General features: G+C 39.5%; 15 protein-coding genes. 5 read left to right on the forward strand and 10 right to left on the reverse strand.

Annotation, left to right across the window (positions count from 1 at the left end; all coding sequences use genetic code 11):
* Positions 1-28: 28 nt before the first annotated feature.
* The 7 genes from groL to BZZ03_RS05475 form a co-directional block, all read right to left on the reverse strand.
* Entirely contained in the window at positions 29-1,654 is a 1,626-nt protein-coding gene (gene groL / locus BZZ03_RS05445) for a chaperonin GroEL (protein ID WP_003133890.1), read from the reverse strand.
* Between the two features lie 28 nt (positions 1,655-1,682).
* Positions 1,683-1,964, reverse strand: a complete 282-nt coding sequence (gene groES, locus BZZ03_RS05450; protein WP_061413785.1) for a co-chaperone GroES — start codon at positions 1,962-1,964, stop codon at positions 1,683-1,685.
* A 117-nt stretch (positions 1,965-2,081) separates the two neighbouring features.
* The gene (locus BZZ03_RS05455; RefSeq protein ID WP_086582734.1) at positions 2,082-2,612 is read right to left on the reverse strand and encodes a ClbS/DfsB family four-helix bundle protein; all 531 of its coding nucleotides are present in this window, start codon (positions 2,610-2,612) and stop codon (positions 2,082-2,084) included.
* Positions 2,613-2,668: 56 nt separating this feature from the next.
* On the reverse strand, positions 2,669-3,058 hold the full coding sequence (locus BZZ03_RS05460) for a single-stranded DNA-binding protein (protein ID WP_019291355.1): 390 nt from the start codon (positions 3,056-3,058) through the stop codon (positions 2,669-2,671).
* A 69-nt stretch (positions 3,059-3,127) separates the two neighbouring features.
* Positions 3,128-3,751, reverse strand: coding sequence for a YtpR family tRNA-binding protein (gene ytpR / locus BZZ03_RS05465; protein WP_086582735.1), 624 nt, complete (start codon positions 3,749-3,751; stop codon positions 3,128-3,130).
* A 1-nt stretch (position 3,752) separates the two neighbouring features.
* The gene (locus BZZ03_RS05470; RefSeq protein WP_061413790.1) at positions 3,753-4,073 is read right to left on the reverse strand and encodes a thioredoxin family protein; all 321 of its coding nucleotides are present in this window, start codon (positions 4,071-4,073) and stop codon (positions 3,753-3,755) included.
* Positions 4,070-4,357, reverse strand: a complete 288-nt coding sequence (locus BZZ03_RS05475) for a hypothetical protein (RefSeq protein WP_086582736.1) — start codon at positions 4,355-4,357, stop codon at positions 4,070-4,072. The genes BZZ03_RS05470 and BZZ03_RS05475 overlap by 4 nt, the downstream gene beginning before the upstream one ends.
* 200 nt (positions 4,358-4,557) lie before the next feature.
* Here BZZ03_RS05475 and pepA point away from each other — a divergent pair, with 200 nt between their 5' ends.
* Positions 4,558-5,625, forward strand: a complete 1,068-nt coding sequence (gene pepA, locus BZZ03_RS05480; protein ID WP_086582737.1) for a glutamyl aminopeptidase — start codon at positions 4,558-4,560, stop codon at positions 5,623-5,625.
* 111 nt (positions 5,626-5,736) lie between these two features.
* On the forward strand, positions 5,737-6,420 hold the full coding sequence (locus tag BZZ03_RS05485; RefSeq protein WP_061413792.1) for a phosphatase PAP2 family protein: 684 nt from the start codon (positions 5,737-5,739) through the stop codon (positions 6,418-6,420).
* 16 nt (positions 6,421-6,436) lie between these two features.
* On the opposite strand, the gene BZZ03_RS05490 is transcribed toward BZZ03_RS05485, so the two are convergent.
* The 3 genes from BZZ03_RS05490 to BZZ03_RS05500 form a co-directional block, all read right to left on the reverse strand.
* Positions 6,437-6,841: a methylated-DNA--[protein]-cysteine S-methyltransferase gene (locus tag BZZ03_RS05490; RefSeq protein WP_086582738.1), complete on the reverse strand. Its 405-nt coding sequence runs from the start codon at positions 6,839-6,841 to the stop codon at positions 6,437-6,439.
* A complete protein-coding gene (locus BZZ03_RS05495) occupies positions 6,831-7,340 on the reverse strand; it encodes a methylated-DNA--[protein]-cysteine S-methyltransferase (RefSeq protein WP_086582739.1) in 510 nt (169 codons plus the stop codon). Before BZZ03_RS05495 ends, BZZ03_RS05490 begins: the two co-directional genes overlap by 11 nt.
* Before the next feature lie 79 nt (positions 7,341-7,419).
* Entirely contained in the window at positions 7,420-9,843 is a 2,424-nt protein-coding gene (locus tag BZZ03_RS05500) for a transglycosylase domain-containing protein (RefSeq protein WP_086582740.1), read from the reverse strand.
* 136 nt (positions 9,844-9,979) lie between these two features.
* On the opposite strand from BZZ03_RS05500, the gene tyrS reads away from it, so the two are divergent.
* From tyrS to BZZ03_RS05515, 3 genes are all read left to right on the forward strand, one after another.
* Entirely contained in the window at positions 9,980-11,239 is a 1,260-nt protein-coding gene (gene tyrS / locus BZZ03_RS05505) for a tyrosine--tRNA ligase (protein WP_019294209.1), read from the forward strand.
* A 124-nt stretch (positions 11,240-11,363) separates the two neighbouring features.
* Positions 11,364-11,831 (forward strand): hypothetical protein, encoded by a 468-nt coding sequence (locus BZZ03_RS05510; RefSeq protein WP_061413807.1) that lies wholly within the window; start codon positions 11,364-11,366, stop codon positions 11,829-11,831.
* A 78-nt stretch (positions 11,832-11,909) separates the two neighbouring features.
* Positions 11,910-14,000 carry a cation:proton antiporter gene (locus tag BZZ03_RS05515; RefSeq protein ID WP_086582741.1) on the forward strand — a complete coding sequence of 697 codons (2,091 nt, stop codon included), beginning with the start codon at positions 11,910-11,912 and terminating at the stop codon, positions 13,998-14,000.
* Positions 14,001-14,009 lie beyond the last annotated feature (9 nt).

The raw sequence follows: 14,009 nt of genomic DNA on the forward strand, positions 1-14,009 counted from the left end.
AAAGACACGAATTCGTGTCTTTTTATTGTTACATCATACCACCCATCATTGATGGATCCATAGCTGGAGCTGCTGGTGCAGCTGGTTCTGGTTTATCAGCAACGACTGCTTCAGTCGTCAAGATAAGTCCTGCTACTGAGGCCGCATTTTGGAGGGCTGAACGTGTTACTTTAGCCGGATCCACAATACCTGTCTCAATCATTTCAACCCATTCACCAGTTGCGGCATTGAAACCAATACCTTTTTCTGCTGATTTAAGTTTATCAATAATGATTGAACCTTCGTAACCTGCATTAGCCGCGATTTGTCGTACTGGTTCTTCTAATGCGCGACGTACAATTGTGATACCTGTTTGCACGTCCCCTTCTTCTTCAAGACTGTCAAGGGCAGAGATAACTGTAACAAGGGCAGTACCTCCACCAGCAACGATACCTTCTTCGACGGCTGCGCGTGTTGCATTAAGTGCGTCTTCAATCAAAAGTTTTTGCGCTTTAAGTTCAGTTTCTGTAGCGGCACCGACTTTAATCACAGCGACTCCACCAGAAAGTTTAGCTAAACGTTCTTGAAGTTTTTCACGATCAAATTCTGAAGTAGTTTGTTCAACTTGAGCTTTAATTGTTGCTACACGAGTAGCAATAGCATCTGCTGAACCAGCACCTTCAACGATTGTCGTATGTTCTTTATCAACAGTTACTTTATTGGCTTGACCAAGTGCATCTAAGCTTGCATCTTTAAGTTCTAAACCAAGCTCTTCCGTAATTACTGTACCACCTGTGAGGATTGCTAAATCTTCAAGTTGGGCCTTGCGGCGGTCACCAAAGCCTGGAGCCTTAACCGCTACAACATTGAAAGTACCACGGATTTTGTTCAACACGAGGGTTGGTAATGCTTCACCATCAACATCATCTGCCACAATAAGTAAAGGACGATTTGTTTTCAAGATTTGTTCAAGTAATGGTAAGATTTCTTGAATATTTGAAATCTTCTTATCTGTGATCAAGATATATGGGTTATCAAGGTTGGCCACCATTTTTTCATTGTCTGTCACCATATATTGTGACAAGTAACCACGGTCAAACTGCATACCTTCTACAACTTCAAGTTCAGTTTGCATACCTTTTGATTCTTCAATAGTAATAACACCATCGTTACCAACTTTTTCCATGGCATTTGAGATATACTCTCCAACCTTTTCTGAACGAGAAGAAACAGAGGCAACTTGTGCAATAGCTTCTTTACCAGATACTGGAATAGATAATTCCTTGAGTGCTTTTACTGCTGTTTCAGTTGCTAACTCAATACCACGACGAATGCCCACTGGATTAGCTCCGGCAGTTACGTTCTTCAAACCTTCACGAACAATCGCTTGTGTTAAAACAGTCGCTGTTGTAGTACCATCACCCGCAACATCATTTGTTTTTGAGGCCACTTCACTGACTAATTTTGCCCCCATATTTTCAAAGTGATCTTCTAATTCAATTTCTTTTGCAATAGTTACACCATCATTCGTGATAAGTGGACTACCATATGATTTTTCCAGAACAACATTGCGACCTTTAGGACCAAGTGTTGTTTTTACTGTATCTGCTAAAATATCAATACCACGAACCATTGCTGAACGAGCATCTGATGAAAATTTAATATCTTTTGCCATTTTTTATTATCTCCTGTCTTTATTTTCCTTAAACAATCGCAAGAATTTCAGATTCTTTGATAATCAAGAAATCTTCGCCTTCAAATTTTACATTTGTACCGGCAAACTTTTCAAAGAGAACTGCATCACCAACTTGTACTGTTGGTGCAATAACTGTACCATGAGGAGTTGTTTTACCTGGGCCTACTGCCACAACTTCTGCAACTTGTGGTTTCTCTTGTGCTGCTGAGGCCAAGACGATCCCACCTAAAGATTTTTCTTCTTCCTCTTTTATACGCAATACAACGCGATCCGCTAAGGGTTTCAACATGTTATTCCTCCATTTTATGTTATTTTAGCACTCTTTAAGTTGGAGTGCTAATTTATATATCTTATTTTACCGCGAAGGTCAAAATTAGTCAAGAAAAAAACTTCTTTTTTTATTTTTTTAAATCGTTTTCTTATGGAGCCTGAGTTTCTTCAAGGCCCACTCGTAATGTGAAGCCAATGATGACTGAAAATACTGCGCTAAGGATGTTGTCCCAGTCCAAGGATAATATTGCTTCGTATAAAGCTCTTCATCTGAAAAATGTTGCAATAACTGGATAGTTCTTAGGTGACTTGTAGCAAGTTTTTCCTTTATTTCTTCATAAGGAGTAGCTTGATGCTTTTCCCAGATTTCTTGATTCATTGTCGCATAGTTTTTCCAAGTATAGGGTGTGGGTAAAAAGCTTTGAAAGTTTCCTGAAATATTACTTTTTACAAAATTTTGTAAAAGTGCTTGCCACTCATAAAGATGGGCATACACATCACGGATATTCTTATCTCGCCCCCAATGTGTCTCTTTTCCCTTCTCTTGGCCAAAGGCAAAAGTTGCCGTTTGTGCCTCTAAAGGTAGTGTGTCAACCAAATGACACAGCTTTTGCCAGTTTTCTTCTGAAAAGGAAATCAACTCTTTTTTCGTTTTTGCCTTTACCATTTTTCCCTCCTCACTTTCCTGTTCTCATCCTATCAAAAGAAAACGCTTTTTTCAATTTAAAACGGTAATTCGTCTTCTTTTAAATTAAGAGCACTATTTTCTATAGAATCTTGTCGCATGGCAACTGTCGCGCGACTTTCCAAAAGGTCAAAAGTTTTCACCAACACTTCTGTCACATAGCGTTTTTGTTCCTGCTTGTCCACATAATTCCTGGTTCGTATCTCCCCTTCCACAGCAAGTAGGGCACCTTTTTTAGCATAGGATGTACAGTGTTCCGCCTGTTTCTCCCAAAAGACCAAAGCGACAAAGTCTGTATCTTTTTCACCTGAAGCATTTTTATAGCGTCGCTTGACAGCAAGATTTATTCTCAATAGGCTTTTCCCATTAGATGTTTTAGTGAGTTCTGGATCTGCAACGAGTCGGCCAACAAGTAACGTTTTATTCATTTTGACACCTCCTTACTTTTTGTACGAAAAAAGACCTCAGCTTTCACTAAGGTCTTTATTATTTTATATTTAGGCTTGCCACATACTTGTTGCATCAAAAGCTGATCCAGCTTCTAAATCTGCATCCAATTCGATGATACCACGAACTTGTGGTGCATTTGGTAAGTCAAGCTCTCGTGCCGAGCACAGCATGCCATAAGAAGGTACGCCACGCAAAGCGCCTGGCCAGATTAAAGAACCAGAAGGCATCATTGCACCAGGTAAAGCCGCTACTGTTTTCATACCAACAACGGCATTAGGAGCACCACAAACGATTTGAACTGGTGCATCTAGACCAACTTCTACTTGGCACACATGTAAATGATCGCTGTCTGCATGATCCTCCATCGTTAAAATCTCAGCGACTACAAATTTAGGTTGGCCATCATATGTAAGCTGCTCGTCAAAGCCAGCTGCCTTAAGTTTTACATTAAGTTCCGTTACTTGATGCTCAGATAAATCATTATGTCCTTGAGCCAAATCTGGCCAGTCTTTTTTTATATCGAAAATGTTCCAGCCCACTGTTTGTCCTGTATCTTCACGGAAGATACGCACAACATCCGCCTTACGTTCGTAAGTTACTTCTGCGCCCTCATTGTTTGCCACAATCAGCATGAGGACATCACCAACATTTTTATTATACGTTGCAATCATTTTATTTATCTACACCCTTCAAAAATTCACTAACTTCTTCTTTAGTTTTACGTAGCTTATTCACTAAGCGTCCTGTTTCTTTACCATTTTCAAGTGTCACAAAGCTAGGAATACCCATGATTCCCCATTCAATAGCCAAATCCATGAATTCGTCACGGTCAACTTCTACAAAGTCAAATTCTGAAAATTCAGCTTCTAATTCTGGCATTTTTGGTTTGATAAAAGTACAGTCTGGGCACCATCCTGCAGTGAAAAACAAGACATGTTTACCTTCTGATTTTACAATTTCAGCTAGTTCCTCATAATTTTTTGGAATAATCATAAATACTCCTCTCCTAATTCTGTAATTTCTAAGGTTTCTCCATCAATTTCAAAATTGATGTTTTGGTTTGTTCCAACAATCACGCCACCTTTATAAATAGCTCCGCGATCTGCCTCCTCAAAGATCCATACTGTTTGAATATCTTGGTCAGCAAAAGCTTCACGTACTGCTTGAATAACCTCTGCCCGCAAATTTTCTTCAACGTGTTTATAACTCTGATAGAGCACTCGCGCACCAGCTACACCAGCCAGCAGCCCTAAACCAACTTTCAAATATTTTTTCATATAAAAAATTTTAACATAAATTTGAGTATATTAGTACTTATAATTACTGTTTCCCCTCAGATCAGTTCCGCTTTTCTATAAATCCCCTAAAACTTATCCGTCTTTAAAAATTATAGTTATTAAATAGCATTAGGACAATACTATTATATACGGCTTTTAAATGCTACAATAAGGGAGTATAAAAAATCAAAGGAGACGAGATGACTCTATTTAACAAAATTAAAGAAATAACTGAAATTCAAGCAACAAGTGGTTACGAAGCACCAATGCGTGACTATCTTCGTGCCCGTATGGTGGACCTCGGCTACACACCTGAAACTGATGGTCTGGGCGGAATCTTTGTCACTAAAGAAAGTAAAACAGAAAATGCGTCTCGTGTTATGGTTGCAGCTCACATGGATGAAGTCGGCTTCATGGTGTCGTCAATTAAGGCAGATGGTACTTTACGTGTAGTCACTCTGGGTGGTTGGAATCCTTTAGTTGTTAGTGCACAACGCTTTACGCTATTCACACGTGATGGTAAAAAAATACCTGTTGTGACTGGTGGCCTACCACCACATCTTTTACGTGGAGCAGCGGGCGCACCTGCTATGCCACAAGTGGAAGATATCATCTTTGACGGTGGTTTTATGAGCAAAGAAGAAGTTTTAGAATTTGGGATTCGTCAAGGTGACGTCATCGTTCCTGAATCTGAAACAATTTTAACTGCTAATGGTAAAAATGTCATCAGTAAAGCTTGGGATAATCGCTACGGGTGTCTTATGGTCTTAGAACTTTTGGACTACCTTAAAGACAAAGAATTGCCAGTAACCTTGATTATCGGTGCAAATGTTCAGGAAGAAGTTGGCCTTCGCGGTGCCCATGTTTCAACAACTAAATTTAAACCTGAAGTTTTCTTTGCTGTTGACTGTTCTCCTGCAACGGATACTTTTGGAAACGACAATGGTCGTCTTGGCGAAGGCTCGCTTCTTCGTTATTACGACCCAGGTCATATCATGCTGCCTGGTATGAAGGACTTCCTCCTCAACACAGCAGAAGTTAATGGTATCAAAACACAAGCTTATATCTCAAAAGGTGGAACTGATGCTGGTGCAGCACACTTGCAAAACGAAGGTGTACCTTCAACAACTATTGGTGTGTGTGCCCGTTATATCCATAGTCACCAAACTATCTTCAACATGGATGATTTCACAGAAGCGCAAAACTTTATCCGGGCTATCGTTATGAGTCTTGATCAAGAAAAAGTAGCAGCCATTAAAAACTACTAATAAAAAAGTTAAAAAAAAGAGGTCCTGAGCCTCTTTTTTTAGTCATTCAGTTTTATTTCAGAAAGAAAAAGTAAAATCATAAAGCACCAAATATGAATTTTAGGGAAATTTATGAATAAAAAACTATACTATACTACTGGTTTACTTACTCTGGTAAGTTTTATCACACTGACTGCCATTGTAAAACTTTCTTATACACACGCACCTATTCCAAGCATTGATTCGCATTTACAGACAGTTGCTTGGCATCTTCAAAACAATGAATTTTTGGTTCAAATTTCAAGTGTAATTGCTAAATTTCTAGGTGACACAATGGGCGCTATAATTGGTCTTGTTATTGCTGCTATTATTTTTATCAAAGATAAGGTTTCAGCAATATGGTTAGCTCTGGTAGCCGGAATTGCTGTGGGGGGAAATACCTTGATTAAATTAGTTATTGGCCGTGATCGCCCTGACATTCATCGTATTGCCGCCTTTACAGATGAGCCAGGAAAAAGTTTTGCCAGTGGACATACAACTTTTGCTGTAGTACTCTTTGGCTGTCTCTTTTTTATCCTCTTACACTATCTCTCTTCTGTATGGAGCAAAACATTAGTTGGTTTTGTCGCTGTGGGGTTAATTTTTTTAACAATGTTTTCACGTGTACTTCTTGGGGTACATTATCCTTCGGATACTTTAGGCGGCTTACTTTGGGGGCTTTCAGTCATCTGCCTCACTTATCCAACTTATCTTCATTATAAAAACTCAGAAAAACCTCAACCTTATATACCTAAAAGTATGAGAAAAGCTGATTAAAGCTAAAAAGCTTTGACTATATGTCAAGCTTTTTTTCATAGTTGAGTATCTTTTGCTTAATATCTACTGCTGCTTCTTGACCCATAAAACCGCCCAAGCTGCCATCTTTACGCGTGACACGATGACATGGTAAAATGACAGGCAAAGGATTACGTGCTAATGCCTGCCCCGCAGCTTGTTGTGCTTTAGGACTTCCGACACGCGCAGCCATTTCCTGATAACTTATAGTCGTTCCCGCTGGAATTTTGGGAAGTTCTAACCAAACAGCTCGTTGAAATGCTGTTCCTGTGGTCAATATAAAGTTCTGGTTCTTATTAAGTGCTTCGTAAGTCGTCTTTTCATGTTGGTCATCGAAAAAAACCTGGGTAATCTCCCCCTTAGCATTGCGCTCTACAGAGAGTGAAATATTCTCATTCAACATAGGTATTATTCTCCTCAAAATCCAACAGCCATTCTTTACGCCATAGTCCTCCAGCATAACCTGCCAGCTGCCCGGAGCTTTTTTTCAATCGATGACATGGAATCACGATTGCAAAGGGGTTGGCTGCATTTGCTGCCCCTACTGCAATACTGGCTTGCGGATGCGCGAGTCCTTGTGCGATTTCTTTATAGGTTCTTGTTTGCCCAAACGGAATATCTTCAACTTTTTTCCAGACTTTTTGCTGAAACTCTGTACCTTGCACAGCTAAAGGGAGTTTAAAACTTTTTCTTTTTCTTGCAAAATACTCTTGCAACTCTTCTTCAAGTTGACATGAAATCGGAGTTGGATGTTCCAATATAATAGCATTTAGGCTTGCAATCTTCTCCTGTAAATTCTTATGCTCTGTAAAGCCTAAGCGATAAAGAAACTGCGCATCACTGATACTTATCATTTGACCAATAGGTGTGTCAATATAGTTTTTATAGAGGCGTTTCTTCATGTCCTTATTATAACATAGTTCTCTCACCCAGAAACTACCTCAGAGCAAAAAAAAGAGAGCGAATACCCTCTCTTTTTTACTATTTTCTAGTTCCTAAAATTCTGTTCCACGCGTCATTATAATTCGCCTCTGTGCCACCAATTCCAAACTTGAATTGTGTCACAGGTGCTCCGTTTTTAGCCCAATAACTTGTGGTTGTTTCACCGGAGACTTTAACATTTTTTAGATTCCCTCCAGTTACAGTGCCTGGTTTTTGACCGGTCGACTTAAGAACAGTGCTCTGAATCACATCTGGATCTTTACTTGGTTCTGGGAACTTTTCACCAGGACCAAACACATTTGGATCCGCTGCTGCGATTGCATTGACCAAGTTTGCCATATATGTACCGTTATTGACCGCAGCTGTCTTGCTGCCCATCGGCGTATTATTATCATGACCAATCCAACCTCCAAGGGATACTTTAGGCGTTGAAAGCATGAGCCAACCGTCTACATAATCATTGGAAGTACCTGTCTTGCCTGTCCAATCCACGCTACTTGCAAGTGTTGGATTAATGGCCTGTAAATCTTGTAAAAAGTTTGTTGTACGACGACTGACATCATAGGTCAAAACATTACGTAAAAGATCCTCAGTAATTGTTGATGTTGCTTGTGAAAAGACTCTCTCTGCTTGACTCTTATGTTCGTAGATATCTTTACCGGAGTCGTCTTTTATGCTTTGGACAACATAGTGTGGCTCATAAACCCCGCCATTAGCTAAGGCTTGGTAGCCATTGGTATGTTGCACCACAGTTGGCTCAATACCACCACCGAGTGGAAGAGATTCCACACTGTAGTCTGGCACATAATAGCCCATCTTCTTCATGTAAGGTTCCACGCTATTGCCAGAATCAAGAATGGCTTGATAGGTCCAATGCGCAGGGATATTCCATGACACGCCTAAAGCTTCATTAAGACTTACCATTCCGGTTCCTGTTTCGCCAACGTGCAAGATTGGAGTACCGTCAGAGAAACTTGTTGGATAGTTACTCAGCATACTTGCTGACCCAATCAATCCCAAATCAATTGCTGGTGCATAAGCTAAGATTGGTTTAATCGAAGAACCTGGACTACGCTTCGTATCAAAGGCATGATTGTTTTGATTGGTTGCATAGTCTAAACCACCAATAAAGCCAAGTACTGCTCCTGTTTTATTATCCATGAGTACATTTCCGGCTTGAACTTCACCTGTACCGTCCTGTAAAATACTGCCATACTGCGCTACTGCATTTTGCATGGCATCATACACACCACGATTAATTGTTGTTGTGATAGTATAACCACCAGTTTGTAAGGCTTGTGCGGCTAATTCACGATATTTTTGCTTGGTGCTATCATTTCCTTGTTCTGTTGCCGAAACCTTGTCCCTCTTAATCAGATAATCATAGACGTGATTAAGAGCTTCACTGTACACAACATTATAAAGATAACCATGTGCTACAGAATCTTGTGGTTGTGAAGGCAGAAACGCTTGCGAGATATCCACAGCACTGTATTTTTCGTAATCTTTTTGAGTCAAATATCCTGCACGATACATGTTAAACAGGACATTTTGTTGACGAGCTAAGCCATAAGAGAGTAGCTCTTTTGATTTGAGCGAACCATCCACATTATAAGGAGAGTAAACAATTGGACTTTGTGGTAATCCAGCAATAAACGCTGCTTCTGGTACGGTTAAATCTTTAGCAGACTTACCAAAAATCCCTTGGGCAGCGGCTTGGACACCCGCAATATTTTTCCCTTGATTATTTCGCCCAAATGGTGAGACATTGAGATAATCCGTTAAAATTTCATCTTTACTTAAATATTGATTAAGCTGCAGTGCATAAACAATCTCGCTGGCCTTGCGTTGGAAAGTGACACTGTCTCCAAGAGACTGCTGTTTTACCAACTGTTGCGTAATCGTTGAACCACCAGAGCTTGTACCGCCACCTACGGCACCCAGAACGCCTCGAATTACTGCTTTGGGCACAACACCACTGTTCGTCTTAAAGGTTTCATCTTCTGTCGCAATCAGAGCTTTTTTCACATTTTCTGAAATTTGGTTGCTTGCTACATTAATCCTTACCAAATCACTGGAAATATCAGAGATATTTTCACCATTACTGTATTTCATGACTGAAACACCGTGAATATTATTAACCTGCTCGAGAAGTTGCTCCTTGCTTGGAACTTTGGTATTTTCAACAAGGCGAGCAAAATATCCCACACCTGCCGCAGCGCCAAATACACCAACTAAAAGAAAAAGCACACCAAAAATGACAACTACTCCACGCACGACTGAAAAAATAGTCTGAAGTGTTGTCTTCCCTTCTTCTACATCTGCTTGAACTTTTTTAGGTTTTTGAGACTTTTTCGGAGAATTTTTACGACTTTCCTGCGTTTTGCTGGCACGCTTTTTCTCCATTTTAGCCTGCAAACGTGCCTGTGCACGTTCCTTCGACTGTTCTTGATCTTTTTTCATAATACATATTATACCAAACTTAGGCTCTTTTTTCGCCCCTATTTTTCCTTTTTTTTTGATATAATGAGAACGTTAATCTAATTACTGAGAGAAACTATAACAAAACTGTCAGTATTAACTAAATTTAGGAGGTAACATGAATATTTTTGACGAACTAAAAGAACGTGGTCTGATTTTCCAAACCACTGATGAAAAAGCTCTTCGCGAAGCTTTAACTGAGGGCATGGTAAGTTATTATGTTGGTTACGATCCTACTGCTGATAGTTTACACCTTGGTAATCTGGTCTTAATTCTTACAATGAAGCGTCTACAAATGGCTGGGCACAAACCTTATCCATTGGTTGGGGGCGCTACTGGACTTGTTGGCGATCCATCTTTCAAAGATGCCGAACGTGGCTTACAAACGAAAGATACTGTTGTAGCTTGGGCTGATAAAATTCGTGCTCAGTTGGAACGTTTCCTTGACTTTGAAAATGGCGAAAATAAAGCTCAGATGGAAAACAACTACAATTGGTTCGAAAATTTATCTTTTATTGATTTCCTTCGTGATGTCGGTAAATATTACACGATTAACTACATGATGAGTAAAGATTCAGTGAAGAGTCGTATCGAATCAGGTATCTCTTACACCGAGTTTGCTTACCAAATTATGCAAGGTTACGATTTCTACGAGCTCAACCAACGTCATGGTATTACATTACAACTCGGTGGTTCTGACCAATGGGGCAATATGACTGCCGGCACAGAACTGCTCCGTCGTAAGGCTGGAAAAACTGGACATGTCATCACTATTCCATTGATTACAGACTCAACAGGTAAAAAATTTGGTAAATCTGAAGGAAATGCCATTTGGCTCGATGCAGATAAAACGTCTCCGTTTGAAATGTATCAATTTTGGCTGAATGTTAACGATGATGATGCTGTAAAAATGCTCAAAATTTTCACTTTCTTATCTCTTGAAGAAATTGCTGAAATCGGTGAGAAATTTGAGGCTGCACGTCACGAACGCTTAGCTCAAAAAGTACTTGCCCGCGAAGTTGTAACTCTTGTTCATGGACAAGCCGCTTACGAGCAAGCTGTAAAAATCACGGAAACTTTATTTGGTGGCGGTGATTTGAAAGCTCTTGATGCCAAGTCAATCCTTTCTGGCTTAAAAGATGTACCAACATATCAAGTGAAAGCAGACGATAACCTCAATATTATTGAACTCTTGATTTCTGCCGGAATCGAAAATTCAAAACGTCAAGCACGTGAAGATGTAACAAACGGTGCGATTTACATCAATGGTGAACGTATCCAAGATTTGGATTACACCTTCTCTGATGGAGATAAAATCGACAATCAACTTACTGTTGTTCGCCGTGGTAAAAAGAAAAATTTCATCTTGACTTATTAAGTTAAGGTCTAATATTTAAGGAGCAACAGGGAATTCTCTGTTGCTTTTTTAATCCAAACGCATTATTTTTCTAATTGAATCATGATATAATAGAGTTTAAGAACAAGATTATAAGGATAATAGCATGCCTGATAAAGATTTTGAACAAATGCTGAGAGATTTACGTGAACAGTATTTAGAAAAAGAAGAAATTACAGAAGAACCCTCTGATTCTGAAAAAAGTGAGATTTATACTCCAGTTTCACAAGAGGAAAAAAGACACAAAATACTTGAATCACTTCATCTTCTCGAAGAGAAGAAACTTTTCTTGTCTCAAAAACTTAAGGATTTCCATCAGCAAGATGCTAGTTATGAACAAATATCAAAGCTGAAACATCAAATTGAGGCTCTCAAGTATAAACAATCTCTTCTGCAGCAAAGGCTTGAATATATCGACAGCGGTGAATCAGACTTCACTAAAAAAGAGAAGCTTAAACGTCAATTAACAGAGCTTGAGATCAAACGCTGTCGCGCTCTCTTAAGTAAAAAGAGCTGTGCCAAAATCGATCAGAAGATTAATCAAAAAAAGGACCTTTTCAAAAAGATAAAGTAACCTTTTAGCCTTATAACCAATATGCTGTACTTTTAATGCAGCTTCTTGCTCTAAAATAGACGAAAGAAAGGAAAATTTGTGCTCCATACTATTTTTTATGTCATCATTTTTCTTCTTGCTCTAGTTATTTCAAATATCATCAATAAAGTTTTCCCAAAGTTGGCTCTCCCGCTGATTCAAGTCGTGATTGGGCTATGTTTGGGCTTTTTAGGTGCGTCAAAACTTTTGCAGGTTGACCCAGAATTCTTCTTGGGCTTCATCATTGCTCCTTTGCTTTTCCGTGAGAGTGAAGAGGCAGATGTCAAACATATCTTTAAACATACTCGAACGATATTAATGCTTATCTTCCCCTTAGTTTTCATTACAACTATTGGTTTAGGCTACTTAACGCATTTCTTTTATTTATCTGTACCTTTGGCTGCTTGTTTTGCCTTAGGGGCTTCATTAGCACCAACAGATGCAATCGCTGTTGCTGCCTTATCTGAACGTTTTAGTTTCCCCAAGCGGGTCATGAGTATCCTTACGGGTGAAGGCCTGCTGAATGATGCTTCTGGTATCATTTCCTTCCAGATTGCGGTTCTTGCGCTGGTCACTGGGGAATTTTCCCTGACTCATGCTTCTGCTGACCTTGTAGTCTCTGCAATCGGGGGCGCACTGGTCGGTTTCATCCTCGTTTGGATGAAGTCCTTTATTCTCAGAATTCTTGAGGATGTCGATGCCCGAGATGTTACAGGTTACCTTATTTTGGAGCTTATGCTTCCTTTATCTGCATTTTTAATTGCTGATATGCTTGAAGTTTCTGGAATCATCGCTGTCGTTGTCGCTGGAGTCATGCAAGCCAACGGTCTTAAAAGGACCACGCTTTTTGATGCCCAAGTCACAAAAGTGAAAAATACTATCTGGAATTTGCTAACCTTTGTTTTAAATTCAACAGTCTTCCTTTTCCTCGGGATAGAGTTACATCAGCTTGTTTTTCCGCTCATTGCTGATCCACTTTACTCTACGACTTCTCTTTTATTCATGGTTTTACTTTTAACCATTGGTCTTTTTGCCCTTCGCTTTTCCCTCTTGGCTGTTTATTATCGTTATGTATCTCTGCGTCGCAATCAAAGCTTTTCTGCTTACTGGAATGATATCTTGTTACTGACTTTTGCTGGCTCCAAAGGTACCGTCAGCATTGCCACTGTCCTTTTGTTGCCACGGACAGTAGATATCCCGCATAGCTTAATCATCTTTCTCTGTGCAGCAGTTACCGCGCTCAGTTTTTTAACTGGACTATTTGTTTTACCTTTAATCGCTGCCAAAAAAGTTGTCAAAGTTGACAACATGGTAAAAATTTCTATCTTAGCCGATGTCGTTCGAGAATTGGAAAATGATCTAAAACAAGTTACAAAAGAAAAAGCGCGCCTTGGTTATAATATTGCTATCGATAGCTATCAAGACCGCATTCAAAAACTCATCATCGAGCAAGAAAGTTCAAATACTTCGATTGACTTTAATGAATTGCAATTGCTTATCGTCCGTCTTGAAGCTGAGGGACTGGAAAATGCCTTGAGACAAAATGAGATTTCCATGTACACCTATCGGACTTATCAGCGATACCTTCATTCGATGGAACAATCCGTTGCGCATAATTTGGTTTCAAGTATCCAGTTTGCTTCGGCCATTTCCATCCGTGTGCTTCATTTTTTCTTCTCAAGAATTATCCGTCTAGATTTCAGTTTCCGTAAAACACGGCCAGATAATGCTACAACACATCGTGAAATTACCGAGCTTTACTTTTCTAATACGGAGTTAGTCCTTCAAGCTTTGGACAATCTGGAATCAGTTTACGATGAGCGTTTAATCCATTATCTACAAGCAGAACGTTTACGCTCCGCAGAGTTTGTTGCCCGCGGTGGCTATATTACTGGTATTTTACATCGTGCGCAGCCTAATAATCTGAAAGAGATGATGCGTGCTTACTATCTTGAACGCAAAACCATCTTTGAGTATGAATCCCGTGGTGAGTTAACGATCGGCGAGGCAAAAGTCTTACGTCAAAATGTAAATACTTTAGAGGATTATTCCCTTGCAAGTAATCATCATACCTTACTCTACGACTTTATTGAAAAGAGACGTAAAAAAGTTCAAAAGACAACAAACAATGAACTTTCAACAAATAAATGAAAATAAAAA

The sequence above is a fragment of the Lactococcus petauri genome (assembly GCF_002154895.1).
In the GTDB taxonomy this organism is placed as follows: domain Bacteria; phylum Bacillota; class Bacilli; order Lactobacillales; family Streptococcaceae; genus Lactococcus; species Lactococcus petauri.

Bases quoted from the DNA above. Each gene is read 5' to 3' on its own strand.
- ytpR (WP_086582735.1), bottom strand. From the start codon at position 3,751: ATGATTGCAACGTATAATAAAAATGTTGGTGATGTCCTCATGCTGATT.
- groES (WP_061413785.1), bottom strand. From the start codon at position 1,964: ATGTTGAAACCCTTAGCGGATCGCGTTGTATTGCGTATAAAAGAGGAA.
- groL (WP_003133890.1), bottom strand. From the start codon at position 1,654: ATGGCAAAAGATATTAAATTTTCATCAGATGCTCGTTCAGCAATGGTT.
- BZZ03_RS05495 (WP_086582739.1), bottom strand. From the start codon at position 7,340: ATGAAGAAACGCCTCTATAAAAACTATATTGACACACCTATTGGTCAA.
- BZZ03_RS05475 (WP_086582736.1), bottom strand. From the start codon at position 4,357: ATGAAAAAATATTTGAAAGTTGGTTTAGGGCTGCTGGCTGGTGTAGCT.
- BZZ03_RS05470 (WP_061413790.1), bottom strand. From the start codon at position 4,073: ATGATTATTCCAAAAAATTATGAGGAACTAGCTGAAATTGTAAAATCA.
- BZZ03_RS05460 (WP_019291355.1), bottom strand. From the start codon at position 3,058: ATGAATAAAACGTTACTTGTTGGCCGACTCGTTGCAGATCCAGAACTC.
- BZZ03_RS05455 (WP_086582734.1), bottom strand. From the start codon at position 2,612: ATGGTAAAGGCAAAAACGAAAAAAGAGTTGATTTCCTTTTCAGAAGAA.
- tyrS (WP_019294209.1), top strand. From the start codon at position 9,980: ATGAATATTTTTGACGAACTAAAAGAACGTGGTCTGATTTTCCAAACC.
- pepA (WP_086582737.1), top strand. From the start codon at position 4,558: ATGACTCTATTTAACAAAATTAAAGAAATAACTGAAATTCAAGCAACA.
- BZZ03_RS05510 (WP_061413807.1), top strand. From the start codon at position 11,364: ATGCCTGATAAAGATTTTGAACAAATGCTGAGAGATTTACGTGAACAG.
- BZZ03_RS05490 (WP_086582738.1), bottom strand. From the start codon at position 6,841: ATGTTGAATGAGAATATTTCACTCTCTGTAGAGCGCAATGCTAAGGGG.
- BZZ03_RS05500 (WP_086582740.1), bottom strand. From the start codon at position 9,843: ATGAAAAAAGATCAAGAACAGTCGAAGGAACGTGCACAGGCACGTTTG.
- BZZ03_RS05485 (WP_061413792.1), top strand. From the start codon at position 5,737: ATGAATAAAAAACTATACTATACTACTGGTTTACTTACTCTGGTAAGT.